Annotated in this window: 12 protein-coding genes and 1 pseudogene; 9 read left to right on the forward strand and 4 right to left on the reverse strand. The window is 64.5% G+C overall.

Annotation, left to right across the window (positions count from 1 at the left end):
* Nucleotides 1-22 precede the first annotated feature (22 nt).
* The gene (locus IE071_RS03180; RefSeq protein ID WP_189439714.1) at nucleotides 23-928 is read left to right on the forward strand and encodes a DUF1684 domain-containing protein; all 906 of its coding nucleotides are present in this window, start codon (nucleotides 23-25) and stop codon (nucleotides 926-928) included.
* The gene (locus IE071_RS03185; RefSeq protein ID WP_189439715.1) at nucleotides 912-1,823 is read left to right on the forward strand and encodes a DUF1684 domain-containing protein; all 912 of its coding nucleotides are present in this window, start codon (nucleotides 912-914) and stop codon (nucleotides 1,821-1,823) included. Before IE071_RS03180 ends, IE071_RS03185 begins: the two co-directional genes overlap by 17 nt.
* Before the next feature lie 101 nt (nucleotides 1,824-1,924).
* Here the strand turns inward: IE071_RS03185 and IE071_RS03190 are convergent, their stop codons facing one another.
* Entirely contained in the window at nucleotides 1,925-2,707 is a 783-nt protein-coding gene (locus IE071_RS03190) for an enoyl-CoA hydratase-related protein (protein WP_189439716.1), read from the reverse strand.
* Between the two features lie 166 nt (nucleotides 2,708-2,873).
* Between IE071_RS03190 and bamJ the strand changes: the two genes are divergently transcribed.
* From bamJ to IE071_RS03205, 3 genes and pseudogenes are all read left to right on the forward strand, one after another.
* Complete coding sequence (gene bamJ, locus IE071_RS03195; protein ID WP_189439717.1) at nucleotides 2,874-3,611, forward strand: BamJ family beta-barrel-assembly machinery protein; 738 nt, start codon at nucleotides 2,874-2,876, stop codon at nucleotides 3,609-3,611.
* 27 nt (nucleotides 3,612-3,638) lie between these two features.
* Nucleotides 3,639-4,420: pseudogene (locus IE071_RS03200) on the forward strand (NUDIX hydrolase).
* Nucleotides 4,417-5,265 (forward strand): sulfurtransferase, encoded by an 849-nt coding sequence (locus tag IE071_RS03205; RefSeq protein WP_189439718.1) that lies wholly within the window; start codon nucleotides 4,417-4,419, stop codon nucleotides 5,263-5,265. Before IE071_RS03200 ends, IE071_RS03205 begins: the two are co-directional and overlap by 4 nt.
* A 37-nt stretch (nucleotides 5,266-5,302) precedes the next feature.
* On the opposite strand, the gene IE071_RS03210 is transcribed toward IE071_RS03205, so the two are convergent.
* From IE071_RS03210 to IE071_RS15965, 3 genes are all read right to left on the reverse strand, one after another.
* On the reverse strand, nucleotides 5,303-6,061 hold the full coding sequence (locus IE071_RS03210) for an enoyl-CoA hydratase/isomerase family protein (protein ID WP_189439719.1): 759 nt from the start codon (nucleotides 6,059-6,061) through the stop codon (nucleotides 5,303-5,305).
* Between the two features lie 22 nt (nucleotides 6,062-6,083).
* On the reverse strand, nucleotides 6,084-7,556 hold the full coding sequence (locus IE071_RS03215) for a DUF4139 domain-containing protein (protein WP_189439720.1): 1,473 nt from the start codon (nucleotides 7,554-7,556) through the stop codon (nucleotides 6,084-6,086).
* Between the two features lie 105 nt (nucleotides 7,557-7,661).
* Entirely contained in the window at nucleotides 7,662-7,877 is a 216-nt protein-coding gene (locus tag IE071_RS15965) for an acyl-CoA thioesterase (protein WP_308427770.1), read from the reverse strand.
* 292 nt (nucleotides 7,878-8,169) lie between these two features.
* Between IE071_RS15965 and IE071_RS03225 the strand changes: the two genes are divergently transcribed.
* From IE071_RS03225 to IE071_RS03240, 4 genes are all read left to right on the forward strand, one after another.
* Complete coding sequence (locus IE071_RS03225) at nucleotides 8,170-9,531, forward strand: LexA family protein (protein ID WP_189439721.1); 1,362 nt, start codon at nucleotides 8,170-8,172, stop codon at nucleotides 9,529-9,531.
* Between the two features lie 771 nt (nucleotides 9,532-10,302).
* The gene (locus IE071_RS03230; protein ID WP_189439722.1) at nucleotides 10,303-15,939 is read left to right on the forward strand and encodes an autotransporter outer membrane beta-barrel domain-containing protein; all 5,637 of its coding nucleotides are present in this window, start codon (nucleotides 10,303-10,305) and stop codon (nucleotides 15,937-15,939) included.
* A gap of 149 nt (nucleotides 15,940-16,088) precedes the next feature.
* A complete protein-coding gene (locus IE071_RS03235; protein WP_189439723.1) occupies nucleotides 16,089-17,345 on the forward strand; it encodes a TIGR03032 family protein in 1,257 nt (418 codons plus the stop codon).
* Nucleotides 17,342-17,854 carry an EF-hand domain-containing protein gene (locus tag IE071_RS03240; protein ID WP_189439724.1) on the forward strand — a complete coding sequence of 171 codons (513 nt, stop codon included), beginning with the start codon at nucleotides 17,342-17,344 and terminating at the stop codon, nucleotides 17,852-17,854. The genes IE071_RS03235 and IE071_RS03240 overlap by 4 nt, the downstream gene beginning before the upstream one ends.
* Nucleotides 17,855-17,856 lie beyond the last annotated feature (2 nt).

Below are 17,856 nucleotides of genomic sequence, written 5' to 3' on the forward strand. Positions count from 1 at the left end.
AGTTGTTTCGCTGGAGATACCGATGATTCGTACCAGCCTGTTTATTGCCGCCGCCATTCTGGGAGTTGCTACCGTGCATGCCACCGATACCGACAATTACAAGCAAAGCATCGAGCAATGGCACGCTGGTCGGGTCGAGCGGCTGACGGCGCCAAACGGGTGGCTGAGCCTGATCGGTCTGGAATGGTTGAAGGATGGCGCCAACCGCATCGGCAGCGCGGCCGACAACGACATCGTGCTGAAGGCTGGCCCTGCGCATCTCGGTGTGGCGAACCTGGCTGGCAATGGCGACGTGCATCTCGTGCTGGCCGGCGACAGTGGTGCGTTGATTGACGGCAAGCCAGTGCACGAGGCCACGCTGATCGATGACATGAAAGCCGGCACCGCCACGCCAACGACAGTGAGCTTCGGTACCGCGAGCTTCTACGTGATCAACCGCGATGGCCGCAAGGGGCTGCGCGTCAAGGACAGTGAAGCGCCCGGCCGCAAGCACTTCCTCGGCATCGATTCGTTCCCGATCGACCCATCGTGGCGGATCGAGGCGACCTGGGTGCCGGCCGCGCCGGGCGAGACGCTGGAAATGGGTTCGGTGATCGGCACCATCGACAAGTATCCGGTGCCGGGCAAGCTGGAGTTCACGCGTGATGGCAAGCACTTCGAGATCCTGCCGGTGATTGAGGAGCCGGGCGACACGCAGTACTTCATCGTGTTCGCCGATCGCACCAGCGGCAAGGAAACCTATGGTGCTGCGCGCTTCCTCTACATCGACCCGCCGAAGGACGGCAAGGTCGTGCTGGATTTCAACAAGGCGTACAACCCGCCGTGCGCGTTCACACCGTTTGCCACCTGCCCGCTGGCGCCGCCGGAAAACCGGCTGGACCTGCGCGTGACCGCGGGCGAGAAGAGCTACCGTGGCTCGCATCACTGAGTGGTGCGCGGTTATCGCGCTGACGCTGTTGGCATCATTCGATGCGTCCGCCGCCACGCCCGACGGCTATGCCAGTTCGGTGACGAAGGCGCGCGTCGCTCGCGTCGATGAGCTGAAACGTGCGGACGGTTATCTGGCGCTCACCGCCTCGGGCTGGTTGTTGCCTGGCGACAACACGGTGGGCAGCGCGGCGGACAACCGCTTCCAGGTTCCTGCTGCACCAGCGCATCTGGGCGTGCTGAATCTGGATGCGCATGCGCGGGTGCGCCTGCACCTGATCGAAACGCATGGCATCCGTGTGGATGACCAGCCGGCGACGGCGTCGATCAGCGAGCTGCGCACGCAGGGCGATGCGGGCAAACAGCAGCCTACCCGCGTGAGCTTTGGCAGCAGCTATCTGTATGTGGTCGAGAACGGCACGCAGCGTGGTCTTCGGGTGAAAGACAACGACACGCCGCTGCGTACGCATTTCCCGGGCTTCGATTATTTTCCGATCGATCCGTCATGGCGGATCGAAGCGGAGTGGGTGCCGTTCGCGCAGCCGCATGCGTTGAAGATGGCCTATGTCACCGGCACCGAAAGCGACACGCCGATCGCCGGCAAGGCGGTGTTCCAGCGTGACGGCCACACCTACGAGCTGTTGCCGATCGACGAGGATGGCCACTTGTTCTTCGTGTTCACCGATCGCACGGCCGGCAAACTGACCTACGGCGGCGCGCGGTTTTTGTATGCGGCGGCACCGAAGGACGGCAAGGTATTGCTGGATTTCAATCTCGCGCAGAATCCGCCATGCGCGATCACGCCGCATGTGGTGTGCCCGCTGGCGCCACCGGAGAATCGGTTGAAGCTGTCGGTGACGGCGGGCGAGAAGAAGTTTGATGAAGCCGGAAGATAGGGCGGGCACTGCCCGCCGCCATGCATGAAGCAGAAGTTGACTGCTGAACAAGCAAAGATCAAAGCTTGATGTCTGATTTTGATCGCTGCGAGACGCAGCGATCAGCGTCCCTTGAACTCCGCCTTGCGCTTTTCCAGAAACGCCGTGGTGCCTTCGCGCATGTCCTCGGTGGAGAACGCCAGCGCGAAGCCCTGCGTCTCGAACTCCAGACCCTGATCGATGCTGGTCTCGCCACCTTGCAGCACGGCGTCGAGAATGCCGGCGGCGGCCAGCGGCGCGGCGGCCGCGAGTTGGTCTGCCAGCGCGTTCACCGCGTCATCCAGCGTCTCCGGTGCGACCACGCGGGTGACGATACCCAGCTCGTATGCACGCTGCGCGTTGATCGGTGCGCCCATGAGGCACAGTTCCAGCGCCGCACCTCGGCCAGCCAGACGCAGCAGGCGCTGGGTGCCGCCAAAACCGGGGATCAGGCCGAGGTTGATTTCCGGCTGGCCGAACTTCGCCTTCTCGCTGGCCACGCGCAGGTGGCAGGCCATGGCGAGTTCCATCCCACCACCGAGCGCGAAGCCCTGGATGCGCGCGACCACCGGTTTGCCGAGCCGCTCGATCGAGCTCATCAGGCGCTGGCCGGTGCGCGAGAAACCCTGCGCCTGCACGGGCGTATAGCCGTTCATCTCGGCGATGTCGGCGCCGGCAACGAAGGCCTTCTCGCCCGCGCCGGCGAGTACCACCGCGCGCACGGCGTCATCCTGCGCGGCCTGTGCAAACGCGAGGGTCAGTTCGTTGAGGGTGTCGCGATTCAGCGCATTGAGCTTGTCGGGGCGATTGACAGTGATCGTGCGCACCGCGCCGCGGTTGCTGATTTCCAGGTTGCGATAAGCCATGAGCGACTCCCGATGGATGCAAAAGCGCGATGGTAGCAGCGGGAACCTTTGTCGCCGCGGGGTTTCTCAAGCCACAAGCGCCATCGCTGCACGAATCCGGCGAACCGCTTAGGATGATCCGTCAGGATCGATTGTCGCGATAGGGAAAGGCCCGGTGGAGAAAGGCATGACACATCTGCGTAGCGGGTTGCTCGGCATGCTGCTGTTGCTGGGCGGCGTGGCGCATGCGCAGAGTCAGGTGCCGGCGACCGTCACGCCGGCTGTGCCAGCGAAGCCCGACAAGGCGAAGCTGTCGTACGCGATCGGTTACCAGATCGGCAGCCAGTTTGCGGACGGCAAGCCGGACGTGGATATTCCCGTGCTGGTGCGCGCGATCCAGGACGCTTACGCCAAACGTCATCCGACGGTGTCGATGCAGGACATGCGCCTGCAACTGCAGCGCCTCGATCAGCAGATGCACGCCGATGCGCTGGCCGAGTTCAAACGCATCGCTGCCGCCAATGCGCGCAAGAGCGATGCCTACATGGCGCGCAACCGGCAGCGGCCCGGCGTGGTGCAGCTGCCGTCGGGCATCCAGTACGCCGTGTTGAGTCAAGGTTCCGGTACGGTCAGTCCCACGGTGACCAGCGTGGTTACCGTGAACTACCGCGGCATGCTGATCGACGGCACCGAATTCGACAGCACCTGGGCACATGGCGCGCCGGTGAGTTTTCCGGTGAACGGAGTCATTCGCGGCTGGCAGGACGTGATTCCGCGCATGCACATAGGCGATCGCTGGAAGGTGGTGATTCCGCCGCAACTGGCTTATGGCGGAGACGGCATGTTGCCGCGGATCGGTCCGAACGAGGCGTTGGTGTTCGAGATCGAATTGCTCGACATCAAGTCCGCTGTCGACAAGCCCTGATTCGCGCCAGTGGTAACATGGCGGGGCATGTCGAACGCTCCGAATCCCGCCGAAACGCTTCCATTGACCCCTTGCATCGGCATCTGCCGGCTGGACGAGCGCGGCTATTGCGTGGGCTGCCAACGCACCGGTGAGGAGATCGGCCGCTGGCGCGCGATGAGCGATGCGGAGCGGTTGTACGTCATGCAAGTGATCCTGCCGAGTCGCGACGTGCCGTGATGGAGGCGCTGACCAACGCGCTGCTGCCGCTGTCGGCACCACCGACGGGGCCGGGCTGGAATCACGCGGACATGACCGAGTTGCTGGGCAACACGCAGCGCAAGCCAGCGGCCGTGCTGCTTGGTTTTCGCGAGGGCGTGCAGCCGCGGCTGGTGCTCACCGTCCGCACCGATCATCTGCAGTCGCATGCCGGTCAAGTGGCGTTTCCCGGTGGCCGCAGTGAGCCGGCCGATGGCAATGCGCTGACCACCGCCTTGCGCGAGAGCGAGGAGGAGATCGGCCTGGATCGCACCCTGGTGACGCCGCTCGGTTACCTGGATTGCTTCGAGACGATCAGCGGTTTCTGCATCACGCCGGTGGTGGCGAAGATCGCTGCCGAGGCACAGCTGTATCCGGCGCCGGACGAGGTGGCCGAAGTATTCGAGGTACCGCTGGCCTTCCTGCTGGAACCGGCCAACCTGCGCCGCTACACAATGGAATTCCGCGGCCATCAGCGGTCGATGGTGGAGTTCGTCCATGGCGGCCATCGCATCTGGGGCGCCACCGCCGCGATGCTGCTCAATCTACTGCAGAGGATGGGACGCGCATGAGTCTGAAAACCACTCTGATCGATGTCGCCACGTTGGCGGCGTTGCCGACAGACGAGGTACTGATCGTCGATTGCCGCGTCGACCTGGCCGACCGCACGCAGGGCGAGCGCAGCTATCTGGCTGGACACATACCTGGCGCCCTATTCGCTGACCTGGAACGTGACCTTTCCGACCTGTCGCGGATCCCGGAGGGTTTGGGGCGGCATCCGTTGCCGTCGGCAGCGGCCTTCGGTGCCTTGCTCAGTCGCTGGGGCTGGGTTCCAGGATTACAGGTGGTGAGCTACGACGCCGGGTTGAGTGCCTTGGCCGCGGCACGGCTGTGGTGGCTGCTACGGCTGGCTGGCGTGCGGGAGGTGGCGGTGCTCGACGGTGGTTTTGCCGCATGGCAGGCGGCCGGGCATCCGGTTGAAACCATCACGCGACCACGCCCGCCCACCAAGGTGACGCTGGCTTACGATGCGCGGCAGGTGATCGTCGATCATGCAGCCCTGCATGCCGAGCCATCACCCTTGCTGGTCGATGCCCGCGCCGCTGTGCGCTACCGCGGCGAAGTCGAGCCGCTGGATCGCGCCGCCGGCCACGTGCCTGGAGCACGCAACCGGCCGTACGCCGACAACCTGCTTGCCGATGGGCACTTCAAGCCGCCGGCGCAATTGCGCGAGGAATTCGCCGCGGTGCTGGGCGACGCAACACCCGACCAGGTCGTGCACATGTGCGGCTCCGGTGTCACGGCTTGCTACAACCTGCTGGCGATGGAACATGCCGGCCTGCACGGCTCGCGGCTGTACGCCCCGTCGTGGAGCGGCTGGGTCAGCGACCCGGCGCGGCCAGTCGCCAAGGGCTGATCTTGCAGGAGCCCGTGAATGGACTCCTGCAATGCGATCATTTTTTCTCTTTCAGTCGCGCCACCAGCTGCTGCAGCACTGCCTGCGTCTGTGGATGGAAGAACGCATCGGTAAAGGCTTCCAGCGGCAGCGCATCGAGATCGGCGTAAGCCTCGGCGAGGTCCGCACGCGCCAGCGTGCGAGTGGCGAGCATCGCGTGCGCCGGCAGCGCCAGCAATTCACCCAGCCAGTGCAGTGAGCGCGTGGTGACCTGGTCGACACCGGTGAGTTCATCGACGAAGCCGCAGGCCAGCGCTTCGGTCGCATCGATCATGGCGCCGGAAACCAGCAACCGTTCGGCGCGGTAGGTACCGACTACGCGACGCAACGCCAGCTGGATCGCCTCGGGCACGATCAGCCCCACCTGCACTTCGTTCAAGCCGATGCGGTATGGACCTTCCGCCATCACCCGGTAATCGCAGAACAGCGCCAGCACTGCGCCGCCGGCCGGGCTGTGGCCGGTGATCGCTGCGACCAGCGGAATCGGTGCGCGGGCCAGGGTGCCGCACAACGAGAAAAATTCGCGCCAGTACTCGAGTACGCCAGCGCGGTCGCGCGCCAGCAGTGCCGGTACGTCGACGCCGGCGGAGAACAGCCCCTGTGCGCCGGATAGCACGATGCCATGCACGCCTTCGCGCACGCTGTCATCGATGGCGGCATGCAGTGCACGCAGCAGCTCCAGGTTCAGCGCATTGACCGGCGGTCGGGCCAGCTGGATCTCGCGGATGCCGTTGTCGTGGTTGGTGATGTTGAGCATGGGGAACTCCGGCTCGGATGATTTACGGTTGGGGATGGTCGGCGTCGGTCCAGCTGTAGCGCACGGCATAGTCCAGCGTGGCCTTGCCGTTGGCCGGCACCTCGATGCGGAACTCCAGCGTGTCCGGTGTTTGCTGGCTGGGTTTGCTGCTCGATGAAGTCAGCGTCCACTGCCGCCAGCGCGACGGATGTTCGCGTACGGTCACCGTGCGCGTGCTGTCGCCCGCATTGCTGAGGTTGATACGGAACGCTTCGTCCATGGTACGGCCGGCCTTGTCCGCGCTGAAGCTGGTACGTGTGCGCTCGGCACGCAGATCGAAGGCGGTACCCAGGGTAATCGTGGCGTCGCTGCCTTTCGGGGTGTCGTTGATGCGGCCTTCGCCGATGAACTGCGGTGTGCCGTTGCGGTCGGCAGTGAGCACGCGCAGATAGCCGGCCGGCAGGCTGTCGAACGCCTTCAACTTCAGGGTGCTGATGATCGCGCTGCCGCCGCCCTGGCTGAAATCCCGGCTCAGGATCGGCTGCTGCGGCTGGTAGCTGTTGCCGTTCTCGTACAGTGCAGTGCGCTCGCAATCCAGTGCGCGGCTCGCATACAGCGGCACCTGGCTGACGCTGCCGTCGGGCAGGTCGACGGCACCGGGCAAGGTGTAGCTGCGGTAGTCGCCGACACTGTCCTGTTGCGGCATGTCGGCACTCGCGGCCTTGGCGTTGAAGCCGCGCGCCATCGCCATCATCGGGCGTGGCGCCGATTCCTTGGCCATGTTCGGCTCGCCCGCAATCAGGGTCAGCTGCGCATCGCGCCAGTCGCGGCCGCTGCGGTTGGCGATGCTGGCGCGCGATTCGAATTGCATGCGGCAGGATGCGCCCGATTGCAGCGTCGCCACGTAGGCGGCGCGCCAGCCGAGGCCGGAGGTGGGGTAGCTGAGTACGGCCCTGGTCTGGCCTGCGCGTACGGCATCCACCCGCAGGTTCAGGCTGGCACCGGTCGGGAAGTCCGCGCCGCTGGTGCGCACGGCCGCATAGTTGCTGACCAGGGTGGTATTGCCGTTGTTGTCGCGCACCAGCAGGCCGTCGCCCGCCCGCAGCAAGGTGCCGCTGGCCAGCGACAGGCCGCCGGCGCCGAGCACGTCCACGGTGTGACCGGTCAATCCGGTCAAGGCCGCACTCGCGCCCTGCGCCAGCAGCAGCCGTTGCGAGACCACCTTCGCATCGCCACCAGGAAACCCCAGGGCCAGCGCTTCGGGATCGAGGAAGCCAGGCAGGTCACCGATCACCACGTCGTGCGTGCCCGCGGCCAGAGTCAAGGCACGCTGCTCGCGCACCACCGCATAGCCGTCATCCACATTGCCGCCACCATTGCTGGCGTACAGCGCGGCACTATCGCTGCGGTACAGGGTGAGTTCGGTGCCGTCGGCGGCATGGGCCGGGGACGTTCCAGCCAGGGCGGCGACACAGGCGGCGGCAAGGGTGAGGGCGGTGCGATGTGCTGTCGTCATCGGGCGAATTCCATCGTGAGACCGGATCACCATCATAGCGACGGCGTGTGCATGCCGTGCGTCGATTCTGTCATTCCGTACGAGGACTCCCGTGCCGGATGACGCTCAGCCGCCTACGTGACCTGCGGCCGCCGCGCGGATCGTCGCGGGCAGCGGCACCGGTTTGCCGGTGGCCGGGTTCATCCACACCATCACCACGTGGCCATCGCTGTACAGGCGGCTCGCGTCATCGGCATCGACGATGCGATGGGTGATCGTCATCGAGCTGTTGCCCAGCCGGGCGCAGCGCAACTCGATATGCAAGGAAGCGGGCCATTCGATCGGGCGCCGTTAGTGCAGTTCGTTGGCGGCCAGCACCGGCATTGCGTGATCATCGAACCACGGTCCGGGTACATGGCTCAGCCATCGGTTGGATTGCGCAGAAGGGAAGTGGCGGGTGATGGGAGCAGTGAATCGCGGAGCCATCTCATCCCGCGAAGTAGCTTCTCCGGATGCTGGGGCTGAAGTCGAAGCCGGATGCGTTCGCGCGCCAAACCCTTGATCTGTCTCAAGTGATTCGGCATGACTTTTCTCATCTTTCATTTTCACCCATTTAGGTGAAACCATGCGAACCATGACCATTCAGATCACCCACCGTCAATCGAACGTCCTCGCTTTCATCCGTGCTCGGATCGAGCGGGATGGGCAGGCACCTACGCTTGAAGAAATCGGCGAGGCCATGGGGATTGGCCACGTCAGTGCGGTCCTCAAACACGTCCGAGCACTGGAAGCGAAAGGGCGGCTGACGATCGAGGCCGGTCAGGCTCGCGGTATCCGGTTAGTGGACGAAGCGCGTGAGTTGCTGGTTTCCGGTGTTGACCTCAGTGAGCAGCGCAAGATGGCGAAATTGCCGCATGAGCCCGGCCCATTCTCGAGCGCGGAGGCCGCAGAAGCGTCACATGACAGGAACACGAGACCTGATGGCCGCGCCACATCCAACTCACTGGGTGCTCTGGGTGTCAGTGAATGGGAAGAGCAAGCCTACGGCGCCATTTTGGTCCATCACAAAGCGACTGCGGAGAAAGTGGCGGCGTTGCTTTCCTCGACCCTGGAAGAAACAACGCTCTTGCTGGAAAGCCTCGAGAACAAGGGGCTCGCCATCCATACACCGGAACAGCCGCGACGATACATAGCCACGCCTCCGGAATTTGCCGCTGAATTTTTGACCAAGCAGCGTCACGCTGATCTTGATCGGGCGCGTTTGAACATGCGCAATATGCAAAGGCTCCGTCCAAATGAGCAGGAGCCGCTGGAGCAATCGGTGGAAGTCATTTCCGACCCGACGATGCTCAATCAATTTATCCGCCATTTGGCTCGATGCGCCAAGGAGGAGGTCCTCGTCTTTCAGCGCGCACCCGTTTCATTCAACAGCACCAACGACGGAAAACGGGATGACTTGAAAGTACGGGTGGTTACGGATGCCACTCTGCTCGACCAATATGGTCCGGATTTTATCTGGCAAGGTGCGGAAGCTGGCGAGGAGATACGGTTTTTCCGTTCACTGCCGGCGAAACTCATCATTGTGGATCGGGAGATCGCCGTTATCCATGTGAGCACCAATAGTGCCCTTGAGGAGACTCGTTTGATTGTTCGGCGGCCCTCCGGGTTGCTCGACGCGCTGCTCGTGCTGTTTGAGCTGGTCTGGGACCGCGCATCCCCGATGGCGCCAGACGGAACGCCAGGGGTTGATGAGGAGATTCCTGAACCGCCCAAGTCCGTTGACCAAGTGATCACCTGGCTGTCCATGGGGCTTAACGACAAGGCGATCGCTCACGAAGCTGGAGTTTCGGCATCCACGATTACCCGGCGCATCGGTGATTTGATGGAGTCCTTTGGCACGCGGTCCCGCTTCCAGTTGGGCTGGCGCGCGGCGCTGGACGCGTTTTCGGACCGGCTGGATGCGAGTGGAAAAGATACAAGTGAAAAAGGCCGCTGACTGCAACAGGTTCTTTGAAGAATCTTTGGCTTGTTTCCATCGGCATCTGCTGTTGCTGGCTACGCCCGGCGCGAACGTGTAGTTGCAGCTGGGGATTGACGCTACTCGGAATCTGCGAAAGGCCAGAGTCCGAAGCAGGGCGTTGGGCGTTGCAAAGCCGGGCGGCGGAATCGCAGGCGCGTGCCTCTGGATAGAGCTTGGACAGGCTTGCTGACGAAATGGCATCAGCCGACCTGAAGAGGTCCGACTCTGCTCAACCCCTGCTCTCTCACTCTCACTCTCTCTCTAACGCTGACCGTGTTGGTAATGCAAAGAGCCGCGAGCCTGCAGTACACGCATCACACGCGTCCATGTGTTTGCGCGTCCGGCGCAGTGCGCACTTCACATACACGGCAGCAGTTCTGCATCTGCGAAAGCGCATGACGCATGACGCATTTTGCGCAATGACGTAAGAACGTCCGTTAACGCCATTGATTCAGTCTCCAGCCGAGGCCAAGCTCAGGGCGTTCCGTTTTTTCTTGCGGGCATACCACGGCTGGTTCGCCAACAGACGGTAAATCCGCGGGAAATAGCAAGCTGCTGCTCGTGGCATTCGGCCGTTGAGCACGCGACGGACGTCAATTTCGGGGGCTACTTCCAGTGGTTCACAGATCTCGGGTGCCGCCGATTTTGGCGTGACCCGCAAAGATCTGCGGACTGGGTGACGTTTTATTTTGCGACCGGGGGTCGCGTTTTCAGCCGGAGCGATCCGGCACTTGAGGGGACTTAAAGATGAGTGGATCGAAGACCAAGACGGGCGCCAACAAGACCCGGCAGGGGCAGGCGCGGACCTATCGAGTTTCACCTCTGGTGCGCGCCATGCGCATGACCTTTGCGGCCTCGCTGGCCCTCACGGGCACCGGCATGGCCTTTGCCGGTACGTGCACCGTGCCGTCACCCAGCAGTGTCGACTGCACCGGCGTTTTCAACGCCAGCATCGTCTACCCGAACGTCCCCGACCTCACCCTGGTGCTCGGCGCGGGCGGCGTGCCGACCAGCGTGGTCCCCGCAGCCGGCGCCATCGGCGTCGATGTCACCTCGCCCGGCAATATCGGCATCACCAGCTACGCTGGCATCAGCACCGATGGCGCCGCCGGAATCCATACATCGGGTTCCGATTCGGCCATGGTTCTCAACGCCGGCAATATCTACAGCCGCAACGCGATGGCGATCGACGCCAGCTCGGCCGGCGACGTGTCCGTCGTCAACACCGGCGCGGCCACGGTTTACGGCGTTTACGACGTGACCGCCGTGCGCGCCGAAACCACCGGCGCCGGCACCGTCGCCAGCATCGACAACCAGGCGACCGGCAGCGCCACGGCGACCAGCAACTACGGCAACGCGATCGGCCTGTACGGCTATGCGACCGCTGGCGACATCAAGATCAACAACGATGGCGCCGTCTCGGCGACGTCCACCTACGGCTTGGCCGACGGCATCTTCGCCTCGGGCGTGAATGTCGATGTGACCAATGGAGCCACCGGCAGCATCACGGCGAGCGGCTTCAACTGGGCGGCGGGCATCGAGGCGCAGAGCTACGACCTGAGCACGGTGACCAACAGCGGCGACATCAGTGCGACCGCGACGGCCAACGTCAATGCCGATCCCTACTACGGCACGGCCGGCGTCTACGGCCACGCCTTCGGCATCTATGCCACCGGCGGCGCCGCTGGCGTCAACGCGACCAACAGCGGCCATATCACGGCCGATGGCGTGTATGCGACCGGCGTGCTGGCCCAGGGCGGTGGTCCGATCACGGTCAGCAACAGCGGCGACATCACGATCGGCAGCAGCGGTGCGCTCACCACCTACTACGCGACCGGCATCCAGGCGTCGAACAACTACGAGAACAGTGCGATCGCGGTGAGCAACACCGGCAGCATCGCCGGCTATGGCGCGTTCGCTGCCACCGGCATCGCCGCCACCGCCACCGGCAACGGGTCGGCCGTCAGCGTCAGCAACGCCGGCGGGATCAGCGTGGCCTCGGCGGGGTCCAACTACAGCAAGGGCACCGGCATCTTTGCTTCCGGCGATGCAGGCGCTTATGTCCACAACGCCGCCAGCGGCACGATCGCCGCCAGTGGCAATGGCTTTGCTTATGGCGTGCAGGCGCTGACCTTCAACGGCGACGCCCACGTGGTCAACGACGGCAGCGTGACGGCTTCGGCCGACGGTGGCGCGAAGTACTCGGCCCACGCCGTCGGCGTGCTCGCCAGCTCGTTGAACGGCAATGCCACGGTGAGCAACACCGGCAGCATCTCCGCCCACGCCTACAGCCAGGGCGGCGCGACAACCCGTGGCATCTACGCCGCCGGCGTGGGCGCGGACGTGGTCAACAGCGGCACGATCACCACCGACGGTGGCAGCAGCCTCGGCATCGGTGCGGTCGGCAGCACCGGCGATGTCACGGTCCTCAACCAGGGATCGATCCATGCCTCCGGCAACAAGTATTCCAGCGGCACCGGCATTTCCGGCGCCTCCACCTACGGCGACGTGAGCCTGACCAACAGCAGCGGCGGCGATATCGTCGCCTTGGGCGTCTTCGGCGCCAACGGCATGCAAGGCCGATCGTTTTACGGCGACGCGAACGTCGTCAATGCCGGCACCATCGAGGTGGGTTCAAGCGACCTGTCGAAGTTCTCTCAGCCGAATGCCATCGGCATCTATGCGGCTTCCCGCACCGGTAATGTCTCGGTGGTCAACAGCGGCACGATCCTGGCGCAGACCAAGTCCAACCCGATCGGGATCGAGGCATTCACCACCGGCGACGGTACGACGACCGTCGACAACAGCGGCGTGATCCAGGCGATCGGTCAGAAAGTCAGCGTCTGGGGCATCTACACCGGCGGCAAGGGCGGTGGCGACATCAGCGTGCACAACAGTGGCGCGATCGAGGCCTCGACCGGAGCGTTCCATGCGACCGGCATCTGGGGCTACGCGGGCACGTACGACTACTACGGAAACAGCTCGGTGACGGGCGATATCAGCGTCGTCAACGACGGCACGATCACCGCCTTCAGCGGCAATCCCGTCGGCAAGCCGTCGTTCTACGGCCTGAAAGGCAGCCGGGCGAGCGGCATCTGGGTGTACGGCGACCATACCGACGTGGCCAATACGGGCAGTATCAAGGCGGACGGTTTCGCTTGGGCGTCGGGCATCGAGGCGAACGGCACCGACCAGGTCACCGTGACCAACAGCGGCGACATCAGCGTCATCGCGACGGCCGACGATGCCACCCGCCGGATCTACGGCCAGGCCTTCGGCATCAAGGCCACCGGCGGTGCCGGTGGCGTCAGCGTGACCAACAGCGGCGCGATCACCGCCACGGCGCCATTCAACGCGATCGGCATCTATGCTGCCGCAGTCGACGGCGACATCAGCGTCAGCAGCGCCGGCGCGGTCTCGGCGACGTCAACCTACGGGGTGGCCAACGGCATCCTCGCCTCGGGTGTAAACGTAGGTGTGACCGGCACGGGCAACATCACGACGAACGCGCTGGGCGATGCGTTCGGCATCAACGGTGCGGCGACGACAGGTGACATCAGCGTCAGCGGCGGCGCAGTCTCGGCGACGTCCACCAATGGCATGGCGAATGGCATCTTCGCCACGGGCGCGAACGTCAGTGTGACTGGCACAGGCAACATCACGGCGACCGCTCTGGGCGATGTGTTCGGTATCCACGGCGTCGCGACTGCCGGAAACATCAGTGTCAACAGCGACGGCACGATCTCGGTGACGTCGAGTGCCGGCAACGCCAACGGTATCCTCGCGTCGGGCGTGAACGTGGGAGTGACCAGCACGGGCAGCATCACGGCGAGCGCGCTGAACGATGCGTTCGGCATCAACGGTGCCGCGACGACAGGTGACATCAGCGTCAACAGCGCCGGCGTGGTCTCGGCGACGTCGAGCGCCGGCAAGGCCGACGGCATCCTCGCGTCGGGCGTGAATGTGGGCGTGACCAGCACGGGCAACATCACGGCGACCGCGCTGGGCGATGCGTTCGGTATCCACGGCGCCGCGACCACGGGCGACATCAGCGTCAGCAGCGCCGGCACGATCGCGGCGACGTCGAGTGCCGGCAACGCCGACGGCATCCTCGCGTCGGGCACGAACGTAGGTGTGAACAGCACCGGAAATATCACGACGACCGCGCTGGGCGATGCATTCGGTATCGACGGTTCCGCGACCGCCGGCGACATCAACGTCAGTAGCAGCGGTACGGTCTCGGCGACATCGAGCGCCGGCAAGGCCAACGGCCTCTTCGCCTCGGGCACAAACGTGGGTGTGACCAGCGCCGGCAGCCTCGCGGCGACCGGCTACAACTGGGCGGCGGGTATCGAGGCCCTGGGCAGCGGCGCGGCCTCGGTCAGCAACAGCGGCAACATCAGTACGTCCGCGACAAGCGCGACCGGCGGCCAGGCCTTTGGCGTGTATGCCAGCGGCGGCACCGGCGGTGCGACGGTCAAGAACACCGGCACGATCTCCGCATCGACCACGCAGGCCGGCGACACCGCGATCGGTGTGCTGGCCCAGGCGACGGGCCCGGTGCTGGTCAGCAACACCGGCACGATCTCGGCCTCGCAGCCGAATCAGGCCGTGGCGGTCAGCATGGCGTCGGCGGCCGGCTCGACGCTGATGAACACCGGCACGATCACGACGGTGTCGGCGCTGGAAGGCAACATCGCCGTCCAGGGCGGCGCCGGCGACACCACCATCCAGAACTTCGGCGACATCAACGGTGCGTTGGTGCTGGGCAGTGGCAACGACAGCTTCTACAACGGCAAGGGCGGCGTGTGGAACGTCGGCAACCATGCGACCGACTTCGGTGCGGGCGACGACACGATCAGCAATGCGGCCGGCGGCACGATCAATCTGGCCGATGCGGCGATCCGCCTGGGCAGCAGCGGCAGCGTCGGCAATGCGTTCAACAACGCCGGCACGATCAAGGTGACCGGTAACAGCCTGATCGACATGGGCGCCCGTGACAGCGCGGTGCCGCTGGCGGCAGCGTTCACGGCGACGGCGGTGCCTTCGCTCAATGCGCAGCCGCTGACCAACAACGGCGTGATCGACTTCCGTGACGGCCAGCCGAACGACATCCTGACCGTCAACGGCGATCTCGCCGGCAACGGTCAGATCAATCTGGATGTCAGCCTGCTCAACCACACCAGCGACCTGTTGTACGTCAATGGCAACATCGTCAACGGGGCGTCGCAGAAGGTGAACGTGTCTTTGGACGGCGGACTGCCGACCACGGAGCACACACCGATTCAGTTCGCGCACGTGAGCGGCGATGCGACCAGCAGTTCGTTCGTGAAGGGTCAGGTAACCGATCTGAGCCCGCGCAACTTCCTCGACATGCAGGTCAACGTGACCAGCAAGATCGACCCCAGCAACGCCAGCGCCGACGCGTTCTATGTGGATCTGGATGTGGCCGGCCTGAACGACTTCGGCACGCTGGCCGCGTCGATCGTCCCGGGCGCCACCAGCCTGATCAACAGCGAAGTCGGCACCTGGCGCCAGCGCATGGGCGTGGTGCCGCTGGCTGACGGTGACAAGGTCAGCGTGGCGCCGTGGGTGCGTGCGTTCGGCGACAGCGGTAGCGTCGACCCGCGGCACACCGCCGACAACTTCGGCCAGGGCGGCAACTTCGGCTACGACCAGTCCAACTCGGGTCAGGAGCTGGGTCTGAACCTCAACCTCCAGAGCGGTGTCAGCGTGGGTGCGTTGCTCGGGCAGTCCGAGGGTCATCAGAACCTCAATGGACAGGGCACCGGTTCGGATCGGATCAACGCCAACACCTACGGCCTCTACGGCACCTGGATGTCGCCGAAGGGTTTCTACGTGGACGCGTCGTACCGCCGGGTGGATTTCAAGGCCAACCTGCGCTCGGTCGGCGGTGAGCAGCGTGCCAACGGCGTCGGTGACGTGTTCAACCTGGAAGCGGGCTATACCGCCTGGACCATGCCCGGTGGCGTGGACCTGACCCCGCAGTTCCAGTACAGCTGGACCTCGATCCACAACATCGACACGCTCACCAGCGACCGCTTCAGCTTCACCTCGGACGGTGGCGTCTCCTGGCGCGCCCGCCTCGGTCTGGCCTTCAGCAAGACGATCAACGCGGCCGGCATCGTGTGGACGCCGTACGGCTCGGTCAACGCGATCCAGGAGATGGACGGCCAAAGCCGTTACCTGGTCGCCGATCAGTTCACCGGTACCACCAGCACCAAGGGCACCAGCGGCATGGTGGAACTGGGTCTGGGTGCGCAGAAGGGCAAGCTGTCGGTGACCGGTGGCGTGAACTGGACCGACGGTGGCGCGCAGCAGAACGTCTTCGGCGGTCAGGTGGTGCTGCGTTACACCTTCTAAGTGAAAAGGACGCCCGGTGCACGTTCGTGCACCGGGCCGATTGACCCGGCAGGACGTGCCGGGCACGGACGAGCCAACACTTCCCATGGATGGGCGCCCATCAACTTTTGGCCGGTGCGGTAAGCACCTCGCCATACAGGAGTAGCGACATGGCAAGAAAGAAGAATGACGACAAGACCACGCAGCCGCAGGACACCGCGGCACCGCAGGACAAGGCAGAGCTGGCTACCGGTCTGGATGTGGTGACGGCGGACACGTTGGCCGAAGCCGAAACAGGCACGCCGCCGGAGGCACCGGTGGAAGTGGCGCAGAACCCGGCACCGCCGCCGGCACCGACCGCGCCGCTGGACATCACCCAGCTCAAGGTCGACAAGAGCTGCTCGCGCAACCTGGCCACGTGGCTGGCCAGCAATCATCTTTCGCTGGCGATCTCGTCCTATCAATCCGGCCGGCTGTACCTGGTCGGCAGCGACAAGCAGGGACGCGTGTCGTTCTTCGAGCGCATTTTCGAGCGGGCCATGGGCATCGTCGGCAACGCCCAGCGCATCTACCTCGGCGGCCTGTATCAGCTGTGGCGCTTCGAGAACGTGTTGCGCTCCAACGAAGTCATCCATGGCCAGTTCGACAAGTGCTACGTGCCGCGCAACGCGCAGACCATCGGCGATGTCGACATCCACGAGCTGGGCATTTGCGCCGATGGCAAGGTGGTGTTCGTCAACACCAAGTATTCCTGTCTGGCGGAACTCAGCCAGACGCACAGCTTCAAGGCGATCTGGAAACCGAAATTCATCAGCAAGCTGGCGCCGGAAGATCGCTGTCACCTCAACGGCCTGGCGATGGTCGATGGCAAGCCCAAGTACGTGACCGCCGTCTGCAAGAGCGACACCGTCGACGGCTGGCGCGATCGCCGCCATGACGGCGGCGTGGTGATCGACGTGGAGACCGACGAGATCGTCTGCGAAGGCCTGTCGATGCCGCATTCGCCGCGCTGGGCCAACGGCAAGCTGTGGGTGCTCAACGCCGGCACCGGCTATCTGGGCTGGGTCGACTTCGCGACCAAAAAATTCGTGCCGCTGGCGTTCTGTCCGGGCTTTGCGCGCGGCCTGTCGATCATCGGCAACGTCGCCGCGGTCGGTTTGTCCAAGCCGCGCCATCAGCGCTTCGAGGGGCTGCAACTGGACGCGGAACTGCGCCAGCGCGACGCCGATGCGTGGTGCGGCGTGCAGATCATCTCGCTGACCAATGGCGATGTCCTGAACTGGATCCGCTTCGAGGGCGATGTCACCGAGTTGTTCGACATCAGCTTCCTGCCCAATGTGCGCAACCCGATGATGATCGGCCTGCGCACGACCGAGATCCGCGACCTGATCACCTTTGAATCCACCGTCGGGAGTGCAGCACCATGATGCCGACCAAGTCCGTTGCCATCCTGTTCACCGCGGCGCTCGCGCTGGCGGCCGCGTCGGTGGTGGGTGCACAGAGCGCCGGCGGTGTCGCCGCCACGCCCACGATCGCCGTCGGCGAGCCCGACCCCACGGCGCATCGCCTGCCTGTGCACCCGCAGCAGCAGGAGCAGCAGGTCGAGGCCACCTTCGACGCGTGGGATGTCGACCACAACGGGTCCCTCTCGAAGCAGGAGTTCATCAACGGCTGGCGGCAGCTGCGTCAGGAAGGTGCCGTGCTGCAACAGTTGCGCGCGCAGTTCAACGCGCTCGATGTCGACAAGAGCGGCTCGCTCGATGCGCATGAGTACGCCCAGATGGCACTGGTCAAACGCCTGGGAAAGTCGGCGCCGTCATTTTCCAGCTTTGATGCGAACAAGAACGGACGGCTGGAATTTGCCGAGTACGTGAATGCCGTGCGCCAGCTGACGGCGGCGAAGCCGGCCACGGCCACAACGGCGAAGCAGCCATGACC

This window comes from Rhodanobacter panaciterrae (assembly GCF_014651895.1).
Classification (GTDB): domain Bacteria; phylum Pseudomonadota; class Gammaproteobacteria; order Xanthomonadales; family Rhodanobacteraceae; genus Rhodanobacter; species Rhodanobacter panaciterrae.